This is a genomic window from Pseudoalteromonas gelatinilytica (assembly GCF_001641615.1).
GTDB lineage: Bacteria > Pseudomonadota > Gammaproteobacteria > Enterobacterales > Alteromonadaceae > Pseudoalteromonas > Pseudoalteromonas gelatinilytica.
Genome location: NZ_LRRU01000007.1, coordinates 151,099 through 169,498, shown reverse-complemented (window position 1 = coordinate 169,498; position 18,400 = coordinate 151,099). Strand labels below are relative to the sequence as shown.

Here is an 18,400-nt window from a genome sequence, read left to right as displayed (position 1 = left end):
CAGATTACTGTAGACTCAGTATTTATGCTTGGAAGCAAATACACCTTACGGAAGAGATTATTAATTGGTTGATATGCGTATTTAGTGGTATTGAAAAATGATGTTCCATGATTCCATGGCTATTGCTCAAGAAAAAATGACAAAGGTATGTATCTTTTTAGAACATCACGCATTACCGCCGTCACCACTAAACTATCAGGTTGTTTATACCTACGTCAGCCAATCTAATCCAAAACTTAACGCCGCTATTGACCGTGCAGTCGCACAAAGAAAAACCATCGATTGTGTTTATGTAGAACAGTTGTATTTCGATTTTATGGAACAAGGCCATAAAATGAAAACGGCGATTGTTCGCAATGTTGACTCGGTTATAAATACCCTTTCGCGTAATGCCAGCAATAACGAACAAAACATTGTGCGCTTTGCCGAACAAATTACCGATTGTGTGCATTCAATTGATGAAAACAACATTGAGCAAACGCGCCACGCATTAAAAATGCTCAGTAAACAGTCTGAAGTGCTGCTCAATCAACATCGTCAATTTAAGCAAGAAATAGCAAAGGCAAAAGCACTTCAAGAAAAAACCCAAAAACAACTCACCCAATTACGTAAGCAACATATCACCGACCAGCAAACTGGCTTATACAAACGCCATTACTTAAATCAACAAACCCAACTCTGGGTTGGTCAAAATAAAGCGGTTTGTGCGATTTCTATTCATATTGAGAACTTAAACCATTTTATTGAAAACTATGGCGATGTGATTGGTGAGGTGATTTTAAATAAAGTCGCGAAGCAAGTGCAAAAGTACGTGCGTGAAAGCGGTTTACCTGGGCGTACAAGTAAAGATGAGTTTACCATTTTACTTGCTGATATAGAGCCTGAAACGGCGAACTTAATTGCCGAAAAAGTACGAAATGGTGTCGAAAAGCTACGTTTTGTCAGCTCCAAAAATGGCACTAAACTCCCCGCGATTACCCTAGCTCTAGGGATCGCGAAACATGAAGGTGATGGCGACTTTAACAGTTTAGCCCGAAAAGCATCTTTAGCAGCAGCAAAAGCAAAGTCACTAGGGCAAAGTAGTTTTATTGCCGGCCAATAAAGTTTAAAACTGCGCTAAGTCATGAAAAGCCACGCTAATCTGATGATTTAGTTATAATCAAATTGCACCCCACAGCTACAATCAAGTACACTAGTCTTTATTGCCACGATAGAGATTAATCATGAACGAGAATCAAGAAAAGACCACGCATTTTGGCTATAAAACCGTTGCTGAAAACGACAAAGCATCAATGGTTGCAGATGTATTCCACTCAGTCGCTGCAAAGTATGACGTAATGAATGATCTAATGTCGTTCGGTATTCATCGTTTATGGAAACGCCAAACTATTGCAAGTTCTGGTGTTCGTAAAGGTCACTATGTATTAGACCTTGCTGGCGGTACAGGTGATTTGACCGCTAAATTTAGTCAGTTAGTTGGTGAAACGGGTCAAGTTATCTTAGGCGATATCAACTCTTCAATGCTGAAAGTTGGCCGCGAGAAACTGCGTAATCTTGGTCGTGTTGGCAATATTGAATATGTACAAATGAATGCCGAAGCATTGCCATTTCCTGACAACAGCTTTGATTTAATTACGATTGCCTTTGGTCTTCGTAACGTGACCGATAAAGATAAAGCACTTCGCTCAATGTATCGTATTCTTAAGCCGGGCGGCCGCTTACTTGTGCTTGAGTTCTCGAAACCAGAACACGAAGCGCTAAGCAAAGCTTACGACTTCTATTCATTCAATATCTTACCTAAGATGGGTCAGTTAGTGGCAAATGACAGCGAGTCTTACCAATACCTTGCTGAATCAATCCGTATGCATCCAGACCAAGAAACATTGAAAGGGATGATGGAAGATGCCGGTTTTGAACAAACGAGCTATCAAAATCTAACTGGCGGTATTGTTGCCCTTCACCGTGGTTTTAAATACTAGAAATTCTGTAAAGTAAGTAGGTAACGCGATGTTAGCAAACGCTCTGTTATCACTCGTCGAACGAATCATTAATCAATTGCTGCCGCTAGACCCCCAGTTACAGGGCAAGCTTGCAGCAATTGCTGATAAACAGCTGCTGATTGAAGTTCGTGATTGGCAACAATCCATTTTGTGCGTTTACAGCGACGAGCAAATTCACTTATACAGCACGCAAGAGCGCAGTTTTGACTGCATGATCAGCGCTGATATCAACACCTTGTTGGCCCTTAAAGATCCATCAATGCTGACGCAACTCATTCGCCAAGATAAGCTTGACCTACAAGGCGATTTAAATCTTGCGCAAGGTTTTAGCAATGCGTTTGCAGAGCTTGATATTGATTGGCCTGAACATTTTTCGCGTTATATTGGTGATGCGCCAGCCCAGCAGTTATGGCTTTCTTTCCAAGCCCTAAAACGTCGTGGTTCACAAACAAAAAGTAAGTTAGAAAATACCCTAACAACACTTTGCCAAGATGAGCTATCAGTGACTATTCACCCACTAGAACTTGCTGAATTTAAACAGCAAAATCGCCAATTAAAAAGCCAAGTATCTCAGTTAGAGATGCGAATTAACGCGCTGTTACAGTCTCGCTAATGCGCTAAGGAACTTGTGTGTCGTCTGCTCGCCTTTATTACATCACTAAAACACTCCTGAGCTATGGCTTAGACGAATTAATTCCACGTAAGCGAGTGCCTTGGTTTGCAAAGCTTGCCCGTGGCAGCTTATTTTGGTTACGTAATCAACATAAAGATAAACCTGCAGGTATGCGCTTGCGACTTGCTTTGCAAGAGCTTGGCCCGGTGTGGATCAAGTTTGGCCAAATGCTATCGACACGCCGTGATTTACTGCCGCATGATGTCGCATTAGAACTTGCCTTATTGCAAGATCAGGTTGAGCCTTTTGAAGGTGAACTTGCTCAGCAGCTTATTGAAAAAGCGCTTGGCATTAATGATATCAGTGAGTTGTTTAGTGATTTTTCGCAAACACCTTTGGCATCAGCATCGATTGCACAAGTTCACACGGCAACCTTAATTGATGAACATGGCACTCCTCAAGATGTGGTGATTAAGGTCATTCGCCCTAACATTAAAGAGCAAATTGATGCCGACTTAATGCTAATGCAAAAAGTCGCACGCTTAGTGGCTAAGTTATTAAAAGAAGCGAAACGTTTACGCCCAATTGAGGTAGTAAACGAGTACAAAAAAACCTTGCTGGATGAGCTCGACTTAATGCGTGAAGGGGCGAATGCGATTCAGCTACGCCGTAACTTTGAAGATTCAGATTCTCTCTACATTCCTTTTGTTTACAGTGATTATAGCCGCAGTAATGTATTAGTAATGGAGCGTATTTACGGTATTCCAGTATCTGATACCGACGCATTGCTGGCACAAAATACCAATATGCAGCTGCTGGCTGAACGCGGGGTTGAAGTGTTTTTCACACAAGTTTTCCGTGATAGTTTTTTCCATGCAGATATGCACCCGGGTAATATCTTCGTGTCTCGCGAAAACCCGCATAATCCAAAATACATCGGCATCGATTGCGGCATTGTCGGCACCCTTAATCGTGAAGACAAACGCTATTTAGCAGAGAACTTTATTGCCTTCTTCAACCGTGATTACCGCCAAGTCGCACAACTACACGTAGATTCTGGCTGGGTGCCAGCCGATACCAGTATTGAAGAGTTTGAGTTTGCGATTCGTACTGTGTGCGAACCCATTTTCAATAAACCGCTTGCCGAAATCTCGTTTGGCCATGTGTTAGTAAACCTGTTTAATACGGCTCGTCGCTTTAATATGCAAGTTCAACCGCAATTAGTGTTACTGCAAAAGACGCTGTTGTATGTTGAAGGCCTTGGCAGACAACTGTATCCGCAGCTTGATTTATGGAAAACCGCTAAACCTTTTCTAGAAGATTGGGTCAAAGAACAAGTTGGTCCGCTTGCAGTAATGAAAAAAATGTATGCGAACTTGCCATTTTGGGCAGAAAAAATGCCTGAATTACCTGATTTAATTTATCAAAACTTAAAACGTCAGCAACAACCTGTACAATTGCCAGCGCCGCAATCAGCTAAACCTTTGTTACTTAGCATCTTTGCGGGTAGCTGTTTGATTGTTTCAGGCTTATGTTATTTACAGCATGACTTAATCGCCAGTGCAATTACGGCAGGCTTTGCTGTCGTGGGCTTTATCGCAGCATGGCGTAGCGCATAAACTAAGTGCTATTTATGTTTTGGTGAGTATAATCGAGACAAGTCTATTCAATAAATTTGATAAAAAACGGAGTAACCCATGGGTTTTGGTGGTATCAGTATTTGGCAATTAATCATTATTTTGGCAATCATCGTTTTGTTATTTGGCACAAAAAAACTTCGTGGCATCGGCGGTGATTTAGGTAGCGCGGTAAAAGGCTTTAAAAAAGCCGTGTCTGACGATGACCAAACTAGCGCTAAAAGCGAGCAAATAGAACAAGCTTCTAACACGCAAAGCAAAGAAACCGTAGAGAAAAGCAAAGACGACCATAAGGCTTAATCAACATGGGGATGTGGGAACTTGTTGTCGTACTGATCGTGGGTCTGATTGTATTAGGCCCAGAGCGCTTGCCTGTGGCAATTCGCACAGTGAGCCGCTGGGTAAAAACATTAAAGTCAGTCGCCAACTCAGTGAAAGCTGAAGTGAACGAAGAACTCCGTATCCATGAGCTTCATGAAAATTTAAAAAAAGCAGAGCAACAAAACTTGCAAGAACTCTCGCCTGAGTTGCAAAACTCTGTAAACGAACTTCAAAAGGCTGCTCAGTCAGTCACCCACAGTTACAAGAAAGACACGCCTGAAAAAGCAGAAATTAATAATAATGACGAAAAAAAGTGAATTTAAACTCTGCTTTTGTGGTCAATAACAACGATGATGAATAGTAAATTATGACCGAGCAAGCTCACACAGGCTTTGTTGGCCACTTAATTGAGTTACGAAACAGACTTATGAAAGCTTTGTTAAGCATTTTGCTAATATTTATCAGCTTGGTGTATTTTGCCAACGATATTTATAGCTTTGTTGCAGCTCCACTTATTGCAAACTTGCCTAGCACAGCCACCATGATCGCAACGGATGTCACAGCACCCTTTTTTGCGCCGTTTAAACTCACCTTATTTGTGGCGTTATTTGCTGCTATTCCTATGATACTGCATCAAGTTTGGAGCTTTATTGCACCTGGCTTGTATCAACATGAAAAGCGTATGCTGATGCCTATTTTGGCCTCTAGTATCTTGCTATTTTATAGTGGTATCGCATTTTGCTACTTTGTGGTGTTACCTATTATTTTAGGGTTTTTCACCAACACTGGCCCTGATATGATGACATTAGCACCAGATATTAGTAGCTACTTAAGTTTTGCTTTAAAACTGTTTTTTGCTTTTGGTATTGCGTTTGAAATACCTGTTGCCATCATGCTGTTATGCTGGAGTGGCGCAACAACAACGAAAAGTTTAAAAGAAAAACGACCTTATATCGTGGTAGGTGTATTCGTGGTTGCCATGTTCTTAACACCTCCTGATGTACTGTCACAAACATTACTAGCATTACCCATGCTGTTATTATTTGAATTAGGCTTAATTTTGGCTGCATTTTATACCGCCAAACCTCAACAGGAATCAGAGGAATAAATGAAAAAACAACTCATTCCATTCGTTGCACTGTTAACGATTACTGGCACTGCGCAAGCAAACGAAGTTAACTTACAAGCATTACAAGCCTGTACTTTTGTTGAAAATGATTTTAACCGTTTACTTTGTTACGACAACGTCATGGCGGGTAAATCACTTTCTAAACCGGCTACAAAACAACAAATTGAACAACCTGCAGCAAGCTCTGCAGCGCCTGTTGCGGCAGCACCTGTTACGGCAGCAGCAAGCACACAAATTGTAAAAACAAAAAATGAAGACTTTGGTTTAGAGCACAAAGAAGTTGCGAAAGTAAATGATGACCAGATTAGCGCTATCGTTAAAAGCGTGAAAAAAGCCCCTTACGGTGAGCTCATCATCGAACTTGATAATGGTCAACAGTGGCGTCAAGTTGGTTCTGATAGCCTACGTCTAAAAGAACAAGATGTTGTCGTTATTGAACGTGGCGTTTTCAATTCTTTCCTATTAAAAGTTGAAGGCCAAAACCGTTCGATTCGCGTTAAGCGCACTAACTAATGAGCATTTCGCTGGTTGATGCTGGCGTCAACTTAAGCAATCATCAATTTGATGATATTCATGAAGCTGTGTTACGACGTGCCGCTGAGGCAAATGTAACACAGATGCTTCTTATTGGCTGCGATCTGCAAACTAGCCAAGCCTCTCTTAAGCTCGCCAAACAGTTTAAGCAATTTTGCACTGCGGGGGTTCACCCTCATGATGCAAAAACCGCAGATGACCACCTTGAAGAACACTTAACAGCACTAAGCCAAAATCATGAAGTAGTTGCTATTGGTGAATGTGGCCTCGATTACAACCGTGATTTTTCTCCTCGTGATGTACAGCGCAGTGTTTTCAGACGCCAACTGCAGCTTGCTGAGCAGCTTAATATGCCAGTGTACTTGCATGAACGAGATGCTAGTGAAGACATGTTGGCCATCTTGAGTGACTTCAAAGTACGAGGTGTATTGCACTGTTTTACGGGGGATGAAAAAGCGCTGCAAAGCTACCTAGCAATGGGGCTTTATATCGGTGTTACTGGCTGGGTATGCGATGAACGCCGCGGTGAGCAACTGCAAGCCTTGGTGCCAGCAATCCCTTTGAATCGCTTGTTAATTGAGACCGATGCGCCCTTTTTAATGCCAAGAAATATTCGACCAAGACCGAAGTCTCGTCGCAACGAACCTCAGAACCTTCCTTATGTATGTCAGCAAATTGCTGATTTAAAAGGCTGTGAATTTACTGAAGTGGCAAAACAAACTACACTAAACTTTCAGCAATTATTTTCCATAAAGGGTTAAGATGAAGCGCCTATGGTCACTATGTGGCGTACTCTTCGTTGTTTTATTTACTCCTTACTTACTGGCTAACCCTGTTGTTGTTAGCTCACAATTTAAGTCTCAACATACGTTACATGTTGAGTACACGCTTGATCCTATTACTCAACAACAAGCCTTTAGCAATACAAATGTAGTTTGGCAGGCAAGCAAAGGTGAAACCTTAAATCTAGGAATGACTTTAAAGCCTCTGTGGCTCAAGCTATCGATAAAAAACACCTCTTTAGATGATGTACCGCTGATATTATCGATAGATAACCCTTTGCTCGATGAAGTGAGTGTCTTTCATCTACAAGGTGGGCATGTGTTATTTAACACAAAAATAGGTGATGCAGTCCCATTAGCCAATCGACAAATTAAAAATGAATCGCTGTTAGTTTCATTAAGCATTCCAAAAGCTAGCCATTCAGAGGTTTATCTCAAAGTTAAAAACAACGGCGGCTTAAGAGTGCCTCTCAGTCTTTGGAAACCCTCAGAATACCTAAAGCATAAAAGCAAATTTAACTTATTGTACGGTTTATTAGTCGGCTTTATTTTATCGCTGGCACTCACTAACTTAGTGCTTTATGGTTTTTCTAGACGCCGCTATTTCGCCTACACAGGGTTATTACTTACCTTGCTTTGGCTGTCGTTAGCGTATCTTTATGGCTTTGGTTATCGCTACCTGCAACCGAGCGGCTTCTCCTTTCAACAGTTGACTATTCCGACTCTATTCTTTATCTGTGGTGCGTTATTTGTGCCATTGCAAGGGTATATATTCGGCTTTGCCAAATCTCGCTTAAATCGTTTTCAGTATTGGTTAGCCTGGGTCGTGGTGCTTGTCGCCGTAATAATGTGGTTCTTACCAATTCATATTGCAATTACACTGTGCTTGTTAAGTTTACCTGTGGTGCTCATCATCTTTGCAGGCATTGCTATCAAACAGTTTAATCGTGAATATAAACAGCCTTGTAGCGCTTTTCTAATCGCCCTATTCGCATTTTTCTGCGCCATTATTTACAGTGCACTTGGGGTGTTTAACCCGTTTAATTTAAATATCGGCGTGCTTTCACTCACCTTCATTTGCTTTTTGGTTTGTAGCTTAAGTTTAAGCTATGCCGTTATAAAACTATTTTTGATGCAGCGCGATGCCGAAGTTGCAGCGCAACAAAATGCATTAGCGGAAAGCAAAGCAAAAGATACCTTAATGCGCGAGCGCCTTGAGCTGCAAGAACAGGCGCGCCAAGACCTTGAAGCGAATATCGAGGAGCGTACCTTTGAGTTACAAGTGACGTTACGCGAGCTTGAAGAGAAAAACCGAGAGCTTGAACAACTCAATATGGAAGACGCGCTGACAAAAACCAAAAATCGCCGTTACTTCGATAAAAAACTCCTGATGGATATTCGTCGCTCGCGACGTGAACAAACACCTTTAGCCATCATCATGTTAGATATTGACCATTTCAAAGCAATTAATGACACCTATGGTCATTTAACCGGTGATCAAACCATTCAATCTGCCGCCGATGTCATTAAACAACACCTGAAACGCCCGCTCGATGAAGTGGCGCGCTATGGCGGCGAAGAGTTTGTGGTGCTGTTGCCAAATACACCACTGGCAGGTGCATTAGAAATTGCCGAACAAATACGCAAAGCCGCAGAAAATACTGATATAATAGTTGCCGGAACAACGATTAAATTTACTTTGAGTGCAGGTGTTTACAGCGCAATTGCTGAAGACATTAATAACCCAAGTTTATTCACTGACTATGCCGACAAAGCCTTATATCATGCCAAGCAAACGGGTCGAAATCGCGTAGTGAGTTATCCTCTACCAGACTAGGAGTATACAAAGCATGGCCCAATCAGGACTCGACCTTTTCCCTTATACACGTATGCGCCGCATGCGTCGTGATGACTTCTCTCGTCGCCTAATGGCTGAAAACCAACTAACCGTTAATGACCTTATTTTTCCTGTATTTGTGTTAGAAGGTAAAAACCGCCGCGAAGCCATTGAGTCTATGCCAGGCATTGACCGTCTTTCTATTGATTTACTACTTGAAGAAGCAAAAGAACTCGTTGAATTAGGTGTGCCAGCAGTGGCGATTTTCCCAGTAACACCGAGCGATAAAAAATCGTTGCTGGCTGAAGAAGCCTATAACCCAGATGCATTAGCACAACGCACTGTTCGTGCACTTAAAGAAGCTTTTCCAACCCTTGGTGTGATCACTGATGTGGCACTTGACCCGTTCACCGTGCATGGTCAAGACGGTATCATTGATGAAGATGGCTATGTGATTAATGATGTCACAACTGAAATCTTAGTAAAACAAGCACTGTCGCATGCCGAAGCGGGTGCTGATGTAGTTGCACCTTCAGACATGATGGATGGACGCATTGGTGCTATTCGTGAAGCACTTGAAGCCGAAGGTCATATCCACACTCGTATTATGGCTTACTCTGCAAAATACGCTTCAAGCTACTATGGCCCATTCCGTGATGCGGTAGGCTCTGCAGGTAACTTAAAAGGTGCCGATAAAAAGACCTATCAAATGGATCCAGCCAACTCAGATGAAGCTATTCGTGAAGTTGCCCTTGATCTGCAAGAAGGCGCAGACATGGTTATGGTAAAACCTGGTATGCCATATTTAGATGTTGTACGTCGCGTAAAAGATGAGTTTGGTGTACCAACATTTGCATACCAAGTGAGCGGTGAATATGCCATGCATAAAGCGGCCATTGATAACGGTTGGCTTGCAGAAGAAGCAATAATCATGGAGTCATTATTGGCATTTAAGCGTGCTGGCGCCGATGGCATCCTGACATATTTTGCAAAACAAGCAGCAATTTGGTTAAAAAACAACTAATCTAAAGCAAATGTTCTAAAAATTGGTAATTATTCCGATTTTATTAACATTTTGTATTTAATTTGTCATAGATTTTTCTTAAAGTACTGTGTCCCATATTGGGACTTTTATAATACATACACGGGAAAAATAATGATAAATACAAAATTAACGCCGCTCGCGCTTGTGATTGCAAGCTTGAGCGCGCCTGCTTCTGCCAACCTAATCATCTCTGAATACGTTGAAGGAAGCTCTAACAATAAAGCGGTAGAGCTTTATAACACGTCTGGTGCTGATCTATCGCTTGACGGTTACACCATCTCTTTATACTCAAATGGTAATGGCGACCTTGCTGCGCCAAACAACACCTTAGCGCTAACCGGTACACTTGCTGCAAATGCAACTTACGTTATTGTTAACGCAGGATCTGCAGATGAACTAAAAGCAAAAGGCAACACCGAATCAACTATCACTTATTTCAACGGTGATGACGCATTAGTACTAACTAAAGACGGTGCAATCGTTGATAGCTTTGGTCAACTTGGTGTTGATCCGGGTTCAGCATGGGATGAAGGCGGTGTTTCTACACAAAATAAAACGCTTCGCCGTAAAGCAACTGTGACTGCAGGTCGTACAGATGCAACATCAGCATTCAACCCAAGCGATGAGTGGGAACAATTCGACCAAGACGATTTCAGCAATATTGGTTTATACGGTGATAGCACAGAGCCAACACCTGAACCAGATCCAGTGACACCGCTTGAGTGTGGCGCAACAAAAACGTTAATTAGCGCAATTCAAGGTGAAGGCGGTGACAGCCCGCTCATTAACACTGAAGTTGAAGTTGAAGGTGTTGTTACAGCTGACTTCCAAGGTGATGATCAACTAAAAGGCTTCTTCATTAGCTCACTTGCTGCTGATGTTGATACAAACCCACTTACTTCTGAAGGTGTATTCGTTTATTTCGCAGATACTGATGTTGCTGTAGGTGACCACGTACGTATTAAAGGTAGCGTGGCAGAATACTACAGCGCAACACAACTAGGCGATGTTAGCCAAGTTGAGATCTGTGCAACCGGCTTATCGACAGATGCAACCGCTATCACTTTACCAGTTGCTGACGTTGCAGACCTTGAAGCCTATGAAGGTATGTTAGTCACCATCGCGCAACCTTTAGTAGTTAATAATAACTACGGTCTTGGCCGCTATGGTGAAGTTGACTTAGGTACTGAGCGTTTATACCAAGGTACTCAAGTGGCGCTACCAGGTGATGCAGCGAATGCGATTGAAACTGAAAACCTTAAAAAACAAATCTTAATCGACGATGGTTCAACAAAGCAAAACCTTGATCCAATTGCCTACCCAGGTACGGGTCTTGATGCCTATAACACATTACGTTTAGGCGACACTGTAAATACGATTACTGGTGTAATGGGTTACAGCTTTGACCGTTACCGCATTCACCCAACAGTGAAGCCTGAATTCACAGCAACTAACCCGCGTACAGATGCTCCAGAGCTTAACGAAGAAGCTGATCTACGTGTAGCGAGCTTTAACGTATTAAACTACTTTAATGGCGACGGCCAAGGTGCAGGCTTCCCAACTAGCCGTGGTGCAGACAGCGAAGAAGAGTTTATCCGTCAGCAAGCTAAAATTGTCAGCGCAATTACAGCTATCAATGCAGATGTTATTGGCTTAATGGAAATCGAAAACGATGGTTTCGGTGAAAACAGCGCCATTGCAAGCCTAGTAAAAGCACTGAATGACGAAGATGCAGAAAACACCTACGCATTTGTTGATTTTGGTGTTGATAAGATTGGTACTGATGAAATTACAACAGCACTTATTTATCGCTCAAATAAAGTATCTGAAGTGGGTAAAGCAGCTCATACAACTGTAGAACCTTTTGATTACAGCAATCGTCCACCTATTGCGCAAAGCTTCCAATCTCTTGAGAGCGAAGAAATCTTCACAGTTGCAGTTGCACACTTAAAATCAAAAGGCGGCTGTGGCAGCGCTGAAGGCAACAATGCTGACTTAGGCGATGGCCAAGCATGTTGGAATGAAATCCGTGTTGCGGGTGCAAATGCATACGCAGATTGGTTAGCAACTTACCCAACTGAAGTTGAAGATGAAGATATCATCCTAGTGGGTGATATGAACTCTTATGCAATGGAAGATCCTATCCGTGCATTCGCAGATAAAGGTCTTAAAAGTGCAGTAGCTGAACTGGACGGCGACACACAAGGTTACTCTTATAGCTTCTCTGGTCGCATTGGTAGCCTTGACCACGCACTAGTATCAGAATCTATGCTAGGAAAAGTTGTTGCTGCAACAGATTGGCACATCAATGCTGACGAACCAATCAGCTTAGATTACAACCTAGAGTTTAAGTCTGATACACAGCAAGCTAGCCTGTATGCAGACAACGCATACCGCGCATCTGATCACGACCCTGTGATTGTTGATATTCAATCTGCAGAGCCTATTCCTGCAGAGCAAGCGCCAGTAATTGAAGCAAGTCAATCATTCGAAATCGTAGAAAACAGTGAAATTGGCGCAGTGATTGGTCAACTTGTATTCTCTGATGGCGACGCTGATTACACGCCAGTAGTAAGCTTTAGCATTGAAGGTGAGCATGCTGATGTTATTGCAATCAGTGCAGCAGGTGAAATCACAGTAGCTAAAGCACTCGACTTTGAAGAAGAAGACAAGCTTACGCTGATGATCCGTGCAGAAGATAGCGCAGGCAACTTATCAGAAGCACAACTGCTATACATCAACATCACTAACGATGAAGCTGATGATGTAACTGAAGAAGTTGAAGAAGATGAAACAGAAGAAGAGTCAAAAGATGATGATTCTGGTTCATTTGCTTGGTTAAGCTTACTTGCTTTACCATTTGCACTACGTCGTCGTATGAAAAAATAAACGACGCTATATATAAATAAGGCCGCTTTCGCGGCCTTTTTTATTTTTGTTCACATAATTTAGCATTATTGAGGCTTGCTAGTATTAGGCTTTACATTGCAGATTAGGCTTTATGGCACAACCTGCTTTTGACTTATAGAGCTTAGCAATGTCACTCTGTTGCTGCTCATCTACCTGCCAGTTCATAAACTGATATGACTTGCCATTCTGCAAGCTGATTTTAAATACGGTGATGAATGCCACTTGGTTAAACTCAACAGCCAGGATGTCTTCAGCATTGATATAACGCTTACCAAATCCGCGCGAATAACAAATACCCGCTTTATAGCAGTGTAAAAAGCGTACTTGTAAGAAGTTTAATACGGTAATAAATAAAAGGGCTGGCAGCATCAACATCAAGAGCGGAGCGCCCAGCAAAGTAACGCTTAATGCAACAAGAATAGCCAATGCTATCTTGCTTCCCTGTAGAGTCCAATTGGGACTTAACTTAATCGTTTTCATGAAAATGTTTCTTTAGTTGTAATATTTAATAAGCAGACGTTTAATACAAAATGATTAAAAATCATTTAATCTGCGATTCTACACAGGGTAAAAAAGGTACACAAGGTACAAAAAAGCACTTTTTTACTAGAACAAAAGAATTAATACACAACTAATTAATAGTAATGTACTTTTTCTTAAAATGAATTTTGTATTAAAATCGTACAATTTTCACTCAGCAATACCAATGCATTACACACCACTCTTCAACAACAACAAAAGTGTGAGATTTCTTTAGGTACATTAATAATAAAAGGCTGAATGGCAGGTTAATTTAGAAAGATATGAAATGATTAATTTGTAACCGAAAATACTTAGCATGAAATTTAGATAATAAAAAACCCGCAACAAGTGCGGGTTTTTTTAAAGAAGTTAAAAGGCTAATTACTTAGCAGCTTTTTTCTCTTTTTCTGCAGCGATTACAGTTTCAGCTACGTTCTGTGGACATGGTGCGTAGTGTGAGAACTCCATAGAGAACTGACCACGACCAGACGTGATAGTACGTAAGTGACCGATGTAACCGAACATTTCTGAAAGTGGTACTTCACCCTTGATGCGAACGCCCATTGCGCCTGCTTCTTGGTCTTTGATCATACCACGACGACGGTTAAGGTCACCGATTACGTCACCCACGTTGTCTTCTGGAGTGAACACGTCAACTTTCATGATTGGCTCAAGAAGTTGTGCGCCCGCTTTAGGGATAGACTGACGGAAAGCGCCTTTAGCAGCGATTTCGAACGCGATTGCTGATGAGTCAACTGCGTGGAATGCACCGTCAACTAATTCAACTTCAACGTCTAACACTGGGAAGCCAGCTAGAACACCTTCTTGCATCATTGATGCGAAGCCTTTCTCAACTGCAGGCCAGAATTCCTTAGGAACGTTACCACCAACAACTGAAGACGTGAATGTGAAACCTGAGTTAGGCTCACCTGGCTTGATGCGGTAATCGATCTTACCGAATTGACCAGAACCACCAGATTGTTTCTTGTGCGTGTAGCTATCTTCGATTTCTTTCGTGATAGTTTCACGGTAAGCAACCTGAGGTTGACCAACGATTAGGTCTACGCCGTAAGTACGCTTAAGGATATCTACTTTGATATCTAAGTGTAGCTCACCCATACCTTTAAGGATGGTTTCGCCTGAATCTTCGTCAGTTTCAACTTGGAATGAAGGATCTTCTGCAACCATCTTACCGATCGCGATACCCATCTTCTCGTTACCGCCTTTGTCTTTAGGAGCAACAGCGATTGAGATAACTGGATCAGGGAAGATCATCGCTTCAAGTGTACATTCGTGCTTAGGATCACATAGAGTGTGACCAGTTTGAACGTTCTTCATACCAACAACAGCGATGATGTCACCCGCTTGCGCTTCAGAGATCTCGTTACGGTCGTTAGCTTGCATCTCAACCATACGGCCGATACGCTCTGTTTTACCAGTTGCAGAGTTAAGTACTGTGTCACCTTTCTTCATACGACCTGAGTAGATACGGATGAACGTAAGTGCACCGAAACGGTCGTCCATGATTTTGAACGCTAACGCTTTAAGTGGCGCATCTGCATCAACAGTTGCAACTTCACCAGTCGCTTCACCTGTTTCAGGATCAGTTAGAGGTTGTGGATCAACTTCTGTAGGCGCAGGTAGGTAATCTACAACCGCGTCTAGTACTAATTGCATACCTTTGTTTTTGAATGCAGAACCACAGAAAGTTGGGAAGAAAGCAAGGTCACGAGTACCTTTACGGATACACGCTTTGATTTGCTCTAGTGAAGGAACTTCACCTTCCATGTACGCTTCCATTAGGTCGTCGTCTTGCTCAACAGCAGACTCAACTAGCATCTCATGGTATTCTTCAACTTTGTCAACCATGTCAGCTGGAACGTCTTGTACTGTGTAGTTTTCAGGAAGACCAGTCTCATCCCAAACGTATGCTTTTTTCTCAAGTACGTCTACAACACCACAGAATTGATCTTCGATACCGATTGGTAGAGTCATAACTAGTGGGTTAGCACCAAGTACTTTTTCAACTTGACCAACTACGCGGTAGAAGTCAGCACCCATACGGTCTAGTTTGTTTACGAAGATTACACGTGCAACTTCTGATTCGTTAGCGTAACGCCAGTTAGTTTCTGATTGTGGCTCAACACCACCAGAACCACAGAATACACCGATACCACCGTCTAGTACTTTAAGTGAACGGTATACTTCTACTGTGAAGTCAACGTGTCCCGGAGTATCGATAACGTTTAAGCGGTGGCCTTTCCACTCACAAGTTACAGCTGCTGATTGGATTGTAATACCGCGCTCAGCTTCTTGTTCCATGAAGTCAGTAGTAGACTCACCGTCGTGTACCTCACCAGTCTTATGAATTTTACCCGTAAGCTTAAGGATACGCTCAGTGGTGGTAGTTTTACCCGCGTCAACGTGGGCGAAAATACCAATATTTCTGTACTTCGATAAATCTGCCATTATTTTACTCTTAATAAAGTCGAAAAATTATTCGGCGGGAGTATAGCATTACTTAAAGCGAACATCACCATCGAAGTCGCTTAAAATGCAATCAATTTTATAAAATTTTTCTATGCTAAGGATAAGCGGCACTTTTTATGGTGCCGATTAATGAATTTATGTGACTAAAATCGTTAATTTAACGGTAATTTACCCGATAAATGATGCGATTAGCTGCTTGTCATTTTGTAACAGCGTTCAGGTCGGCCGATACTTCCGTAGCTTTGATCCGCACTGACTTGCTCTGCTTCAAGCAGATATTCAAGGTAACGACGGGCTGTTGAACGACTTACCCCCACCAAATCACCCATTTGCTGAGCTGTAAAATTTGCACCTAAATTTGCTTTAAACGCTTTTAAGATCTTTTGCAAAGTCAGTTGATCCACCCCTTTTGGCAACCTGACCGGCGCTTTTAACTGCTCTTGCGATCCAAATAAGGTATCAACCATTGATTGGGTCACTTCATCGGCATCTGACAAGCATTGCTGCCTTGCTTCGAATCGCGCTAGCGCTTGATCCAACCGATTGAGCATTAACGGTTTCACTAAGAAATCACAGGCACCAAGCTGCATCGCTTTTTCCAGTGTTTCGACTTCTTTTGCTGCGGTTAACAGCATTACTTCGCTTTTCATTTCTTCGCGGCGTAATTCATTGAGTAAATCAAGGCCATTACCATCGGGTAAATGAATATCCAGCAAAATTAAATCAGCATTAATCGCCGATAACAGCGCTTTCGCGGTGGCAAGATTGCCAGCAATACCTACAACCTGATATTGCCCCTGACGCAGTGTTTGCCGTGCCCCTTGTTGGCCAGCAACGCCATGTGGAAGTAATAAGTATTGCGCCAACAACTGGGCTACTTCTACTTCGTCTTCAACAATGACAACCGAGTAAGTCATGTTCTTTACCTTTTATTTATAGGCTGATCGTTTTTATTATTTTGGAATGTAGACACTTAAACGTGCCCCCATCAGATCAGACTCACCTATTTCTAAACTACCACGACACGAATCTAAATTGGTTTTAACCAAATAAAGGCCGATACCATGCTCAGCCCCTGACTTAGAGCTGTATTGTGGTGTAAATACCACATCCTTGTCATCGCCTAAACCAAAACCGCTGTCTTCAACATCAAACAATAATGTTTTACTGGTTTCATCAACCGTAACACGAACCTTAGGGGTACGTGTATCGCTAGCTCGAATGGCAGCTTCAATTGCGTTATCAATCAAGTTGCCAAGTATCGAAACAACCCGTTCTAGCATATCTTTACGGGTGATCGATCCTAGTAAGCTGTCTGGATTAAGCTCAAGGATTACATTAAGTTCACGGGCTTTGTGATATTTACCAACCAATAAACCTGCTAGTACCGGATCTTGGATCCTTTCGAGTAAATGATGGATCTGCGCTTGCGAGCCTTTGCTTTCTTGGCCAATTAACTCAATCGCCTGATCCGTTTGCCCCATCTGAATTAACGCACCAATTAAGTTTAGCTTGTTTGAGTAATCATGGGTTTGCACCCGCAATAGCTCAGCAAAAGCTTGTACTTTAGTTAATTGTTGCGATAAATATTCAAGCTCATCCGCAGGGCGCATGCTCAGCAAAATACCATCAGCCTGACCTTGCACCTGCAATGCATACCGCGACAATACAATGCGTTTATCGGCGGCAAATAATTCAAAACCAACAATCGGACGCTGTTGGTTATGCATTAAAAATTCAGCATGTTCAGGAAGTAAATCTTCAAGTTTAAGTGGTTGATGGATACAGCTGATCGGTTTACCAAGGATTTCGCAAGCACGCTGGTTTAAGTTACGCACGTTACCCTCAGGGTCGAGGGCGATAATGCCGCTACGAACGGTATTCAAAATAGCATCTTGCTCAGAGAACAACCGTGCTATTTCGTCAGGCTGTAAACCAAAAATAGCATTACGTACCCGTTGACCGATATACACCGCAGCCAAAATACTTAAACCAACTAACAACAAGCCCCAAAGCATAATTTCAGCACTGCGAGCACGAATGAGCGGCTCAATTGATTGCACTAAAAAGCCAACAGAAACCAAGCCGATAACTTCGCCCTGCTCTGAAAGCACGGGGACTTTGCCACGGATAGATTCGCCCAAACTCCCTTTTGCAATCGATACATACCGCTCACCACGTAGCGCCGCTTTACTATCACCACCCACCATCGGCTTACCGAGCTTGTCAGAGTCGGGGTGAACAATGCGGCGAGTATTTCTATCGCCAATAACGATAAAGCTAGCTGCAGTGAGTTCACGAATATGCTCTATTTGCGTATTTAACTCATCAAGTCCTTGCTTGGTTTGCAATGCATATTGTACGTCATCCCGTGAGGCAATGCTGGTTGCGAGCGCAAGGGCTTTATCACCCATGTGGTTATGTAAGCTTTCTGCGGTGATCTGATACACCAAAGCGCCAAACAACACAGCTTGCAAAACACATAGACCGGTAACCCAAATAATGAGTCGCGTTTCTAAGCGCTTTGGTTTTTTAACCATATGCTGAAATGGGTTTAGCTTATTGGTGTATCTCATATCA

General features: G+C 42.4%; 16 protein-coding genes. 12 read left to right on the top strand and 4 right to left on the bottom strand.

Annotated elements, in window-relative coordinates; genetic code table 11:
• Positions 1 to 115: 115 nt before the first annotated feature.
• The 12 genes from NH153_RS03500 (at position 116) to NH153_RS03445 (ending at position 12,787) form a co-directional block, all read left to right on the top strand.
• Complete coding sequence (locus tag NH153_RS03500) at positions 116 to 1,102, top strand: GGDEF domain-containing protein (protein ID WP_063700996.1); 987 nt, start codon at positions 116 to 118, stop codon at positions 1,100 to 1,102.
• A gap of 121 nt (positions 1,103 to 1,223) precedes the next feature.
• Complete coding sequence (ubiE, locus tag NH153_RS03495; RefSeq protein ID WP_063700994.1) at positions 1,224 to 1,979, top strand: bifunctional demethylmenaquinone methyltransferase/2-methoxy-6-polyprenyl-1,4-benzoquinol methylase UbiE; 756 nt, start codon at positions 1,224 to 1,226, stop codon at positions 1,977 to 1,979.
• A 28-nt stretch (positions 1,980 to 2,007) separates the two neighbouring features.
• Positions 2,008 to 2,613, top strand: coding sequence for a ubiquinone biosynthesis accessory factor UbiJ (locus NH153_RS03490; RefSeq protein WP_063700993.1), 606 nt, complete (start codon positions 2,008 to 2,010; stop codon positions 2,611 to 2,613).
• Between the two features lie 17 nt (positions 2,614 to 2,630).
• On the top strand, positions 2,631 to 4,232 hold the full coding sequence (ubiB, locus tag NH153_RS03485) for a ubiquinone biosynthesis regulatory protein kinase UbiB (protein WP_063700992.1): 1,602 nt from the start codon (positions 2,631 to 2,633) through the stop codon (positions 4,230 to 4,232).
• Between the two features lie 78 nt (positions 4,233 to 4,310).
• Positions 4,311 to 4,550 (top strand): Sec-independent protein translocase subunit TatA, encoded by a 240-nt coding sequence (tatA, locus tag NH153_RS03480; RefSeq protein WP_063700991.1) that lies wholly within the window; start codon positions 4,311 to 4,313, stop codon positions 4,548 to 4,550.
• 5 nt (positions 4,551 to 4,555) lie between these two features.
• The gene (gene tatB, locus NH153_RS03475) at positions 4,556 to 4,888 is read left to right on the top strand and encodes a Sec-independent protein translocase protein TatB (protein WP_063700988.1); all 333 of its coding nucleotides are present in this window, start codon (positions 4,556 to 4,558) and stop codon (positions 4,886 to 4,888) included.
• Between the two features lie 50 nt (positions 4,889 to 4,938).
• Positions 4,939 to 5,679, top strand: coding sequence for a twin-arginine translocase subunit TatC (gene tatC / locus NH153_RS03470; protein WP_063700986.1), 741 nt, complete (start codon positions 4,939 to 4,941; stop codon positions 5,677 to 5,679).
• On the top strand, positions 5,680 to 6,213 hold the full coding sequence (locus NH153_RS03465; RefSeq protein WP_063700983.1) for a hypothetical protein: 534 nt from the start codon (positions 5,680 to 5,682) through the stop codon (positions 6,211 to 6,213).
• The gene (locus tag NH153_RS03460; RefSeq protein ID WP_063700981.1) at positions 6,213 to 6,995 is read left to right on the top strand and encodes a TatD family hydrolase; all 783 of its coding nucleotides are present in this window, start codon (positions 6,213 to 6,215) and stop codon (positions 6,993 to 6,995) included. Before NH153_RS03465 ends, NH153_RS03460 begins: the two co-directional genes overlap by 1 nt.
• 1 nt (position 6,996) lies before the next feature.
• Positions 6,997 to 8,853 carry a sensor domain-containing diguanylate cyclase gene (locus NH153_RS03455; protein WP_063700979.1) on the top strand — a complete coding sequence of 619 codons (1,857 nt, stop codon included), beginning with the start codon at positions 6,997 to 6,999 and terminating at the stop codon, positions 8,851 to 8,853.
• Positions 8,854 to 8,866: 13 nt separating this feature from the next.
• A complete protein-coding gene (gene hemB / locus NH153_RS03450; protein ID WP_063700976.1) occupies positions 8,867 to 9,877 on the top strand; it encodes a porphobilinogen synthase in 1,011 nt (336 codons plus the stop codon).
• 132 nt (positions 9,878 to 10,009) lie between these two features.
• On the top strand, positions 10,010 to 12,787 hold the full coding sequence (locus NH153_RS03445) for an ExeM/NucH family extracellular endonuclease (RefSeq protein ID WP_063700974.1): 2,778 nt from the start codon (positions 10,010 to 10,012) through the stop codon (positions 12,785 to 12,787).
• Between the two features lie 84 nt (positions 12,788 to 12,871).
• On the opposite strand, the gene NH153_RS03440 is transcribed toward NH153_RS03445, so the two are convergent.
• The 4 genes from NH153_RS03440 to NH153_RS03425 all read right to left on the bottom strand — a co-directional run bounded on the left by NH153_RS03440 (position 12,872) and on the right by NH153_RS03425 (position 18,396).
• Entirely contained in the window at positions 12,872 to 13,288 is a 417-nt protein-coding gene (locus tag NH153_RS03440) for a hypothetical protein (RefSeq protein WP_138625218.1), read from the bottom strand.
• A gap of 423 nt (positions 13,289 to 13,711) precedes the next feature.
• Positions 13,712 to 15,799, bottom strand: coding sequence for an elongation factor G (gene fusA / locus NH153_RS03435; protein WP_063700970.1), 2,088 nt, complete (start codon positions 15,797 to 15,799; stop codon positions 13,712 to 13,714).
• 209 nt (positions 15,800 to 16,008) lie between these two features.
• On the bottom strand, positions 16,009 to 16,737 hold the full coding sequence (locus tag NH153_RS03430) for a response regulator (RefSeq protein WP_063700968.1): 729 nt from the start codon (positions 16,735 to 16,737) through the stop codon (positions 16,009 to 16,011).
• 36 nt (positions 16,738 to 16,773) lie between these two features.
• Complete coding sequence (locus NH153_RS03425; protein WP_063700966.1) at positions 16,774 to 18,396, bottom strand: ATP-binding protein; 1,623 nt, start codon at positions 18,394 to 18,396, stop codon at positions 16,774 to 16,776.
• Positions 18,397 to 18,400 lie beyond the last annotated feature (4 nt).

Bases quoted from the DNA above. Each gene is read 5' to 3' on its own strand.
- hemB (WP_063700976.1), top strand. From the start codon at position 8,867: ATGGCCCAATCAGGACTCGACCTTTTCCCTTATACACGTATGCGCCGC.
- NH153_RS03465 (WP_063700983.1), top strand. From the start codon at position 5,680: ATGAAAAAACAACTCATTCCATTCGTTGCACTGTTAACGATTACTGGC.
- NH153_RS03460 (WP_063700981.1), top strand. From the start codon at position 6,213: ATGAGCATTTCGCTGGTTGATGCTGGCGTCAACTTAAGCAATCATCAA.
- NH153_RS03455 (WP_063700979.1), top strand. From the start codon at position 6,997: ATGAAGCGCCTATGGTCACTATGTGGCGTACTCTTCGTTGTTTTATTT.
- NH153_RS03490 (WP_063700993.1), top strand. From the start codon at position 2,008: ATGTTAGCAAACGCTCTGTTATCACTCGTCGAACGAATCATTAATCAA.
- NH153_RS03500 (WP_063700996.1), top strand. From the start codon at position 116: ATGGCTATTGCTCAAGAAAAAATGACAAAGGTATGTATCTTTTTAGAA.
- tatB (WP_063700988.1), top strand. From the start codon at position 4,556: ATGGGGATGTGGGAACTTGTTGTCGTACTGATCGTGGGTCTGATTGTA.
- tatC (WP_063700986.1), top strand. From the start codon at position 4,939: ATGACCGAGCAAGCTCACACAGGCTTTGTTGGCCACTTAATTGAGTTA.
- ubiE (WP_063700994.1), top strand. From the start codon at position 1,224: ATGAACGAGAATCAAGAAAAGACCACGCATTTTGGCTATAAAACCGTT.
- NH153_RS03445 (WP_063700974.1), top strand. From the start codon at position 10,010: ATGATAAATACAAAATTAACGCCGCTCGCGCTTGTGATTGCAAGCTTG.
- NH153_RS03425 (WP_063700966.1), bottom strand. From the start codon at position 18,396: ATGAGATACACCAATAAGCTAAACCCATTTCAGCATATGGTTAAAAAA.
- tatA (WP_063700991.1), top strand. From the start codon at position 4,311: ATGGGTTTTGGTGGTATCAGTATTTGGCAATTAATCATTATTTTGGCA.
- NH153_RS03430 (WP_063700968.1), bottom strand. From the start codon at position 16,737: ATGACTTACTCGGTTGTCATTGTTGAAGACGAAGTAGAAGTAGCCCAG.
- fusA (WP_063700970.1), bottom strand. From the start codon at position 15,799: ATGGCAGATTTATCGAAGTACAGAAATATTGGTATTTTCGCCCACGTT.
- NH153_RS03440 (WP_138625218.1), bottom strand. From the start codon at position 13,288: ATGAAAACGATTAAGTTAAGTCCCAATTGGACTCTACAGGGAAGCAAG.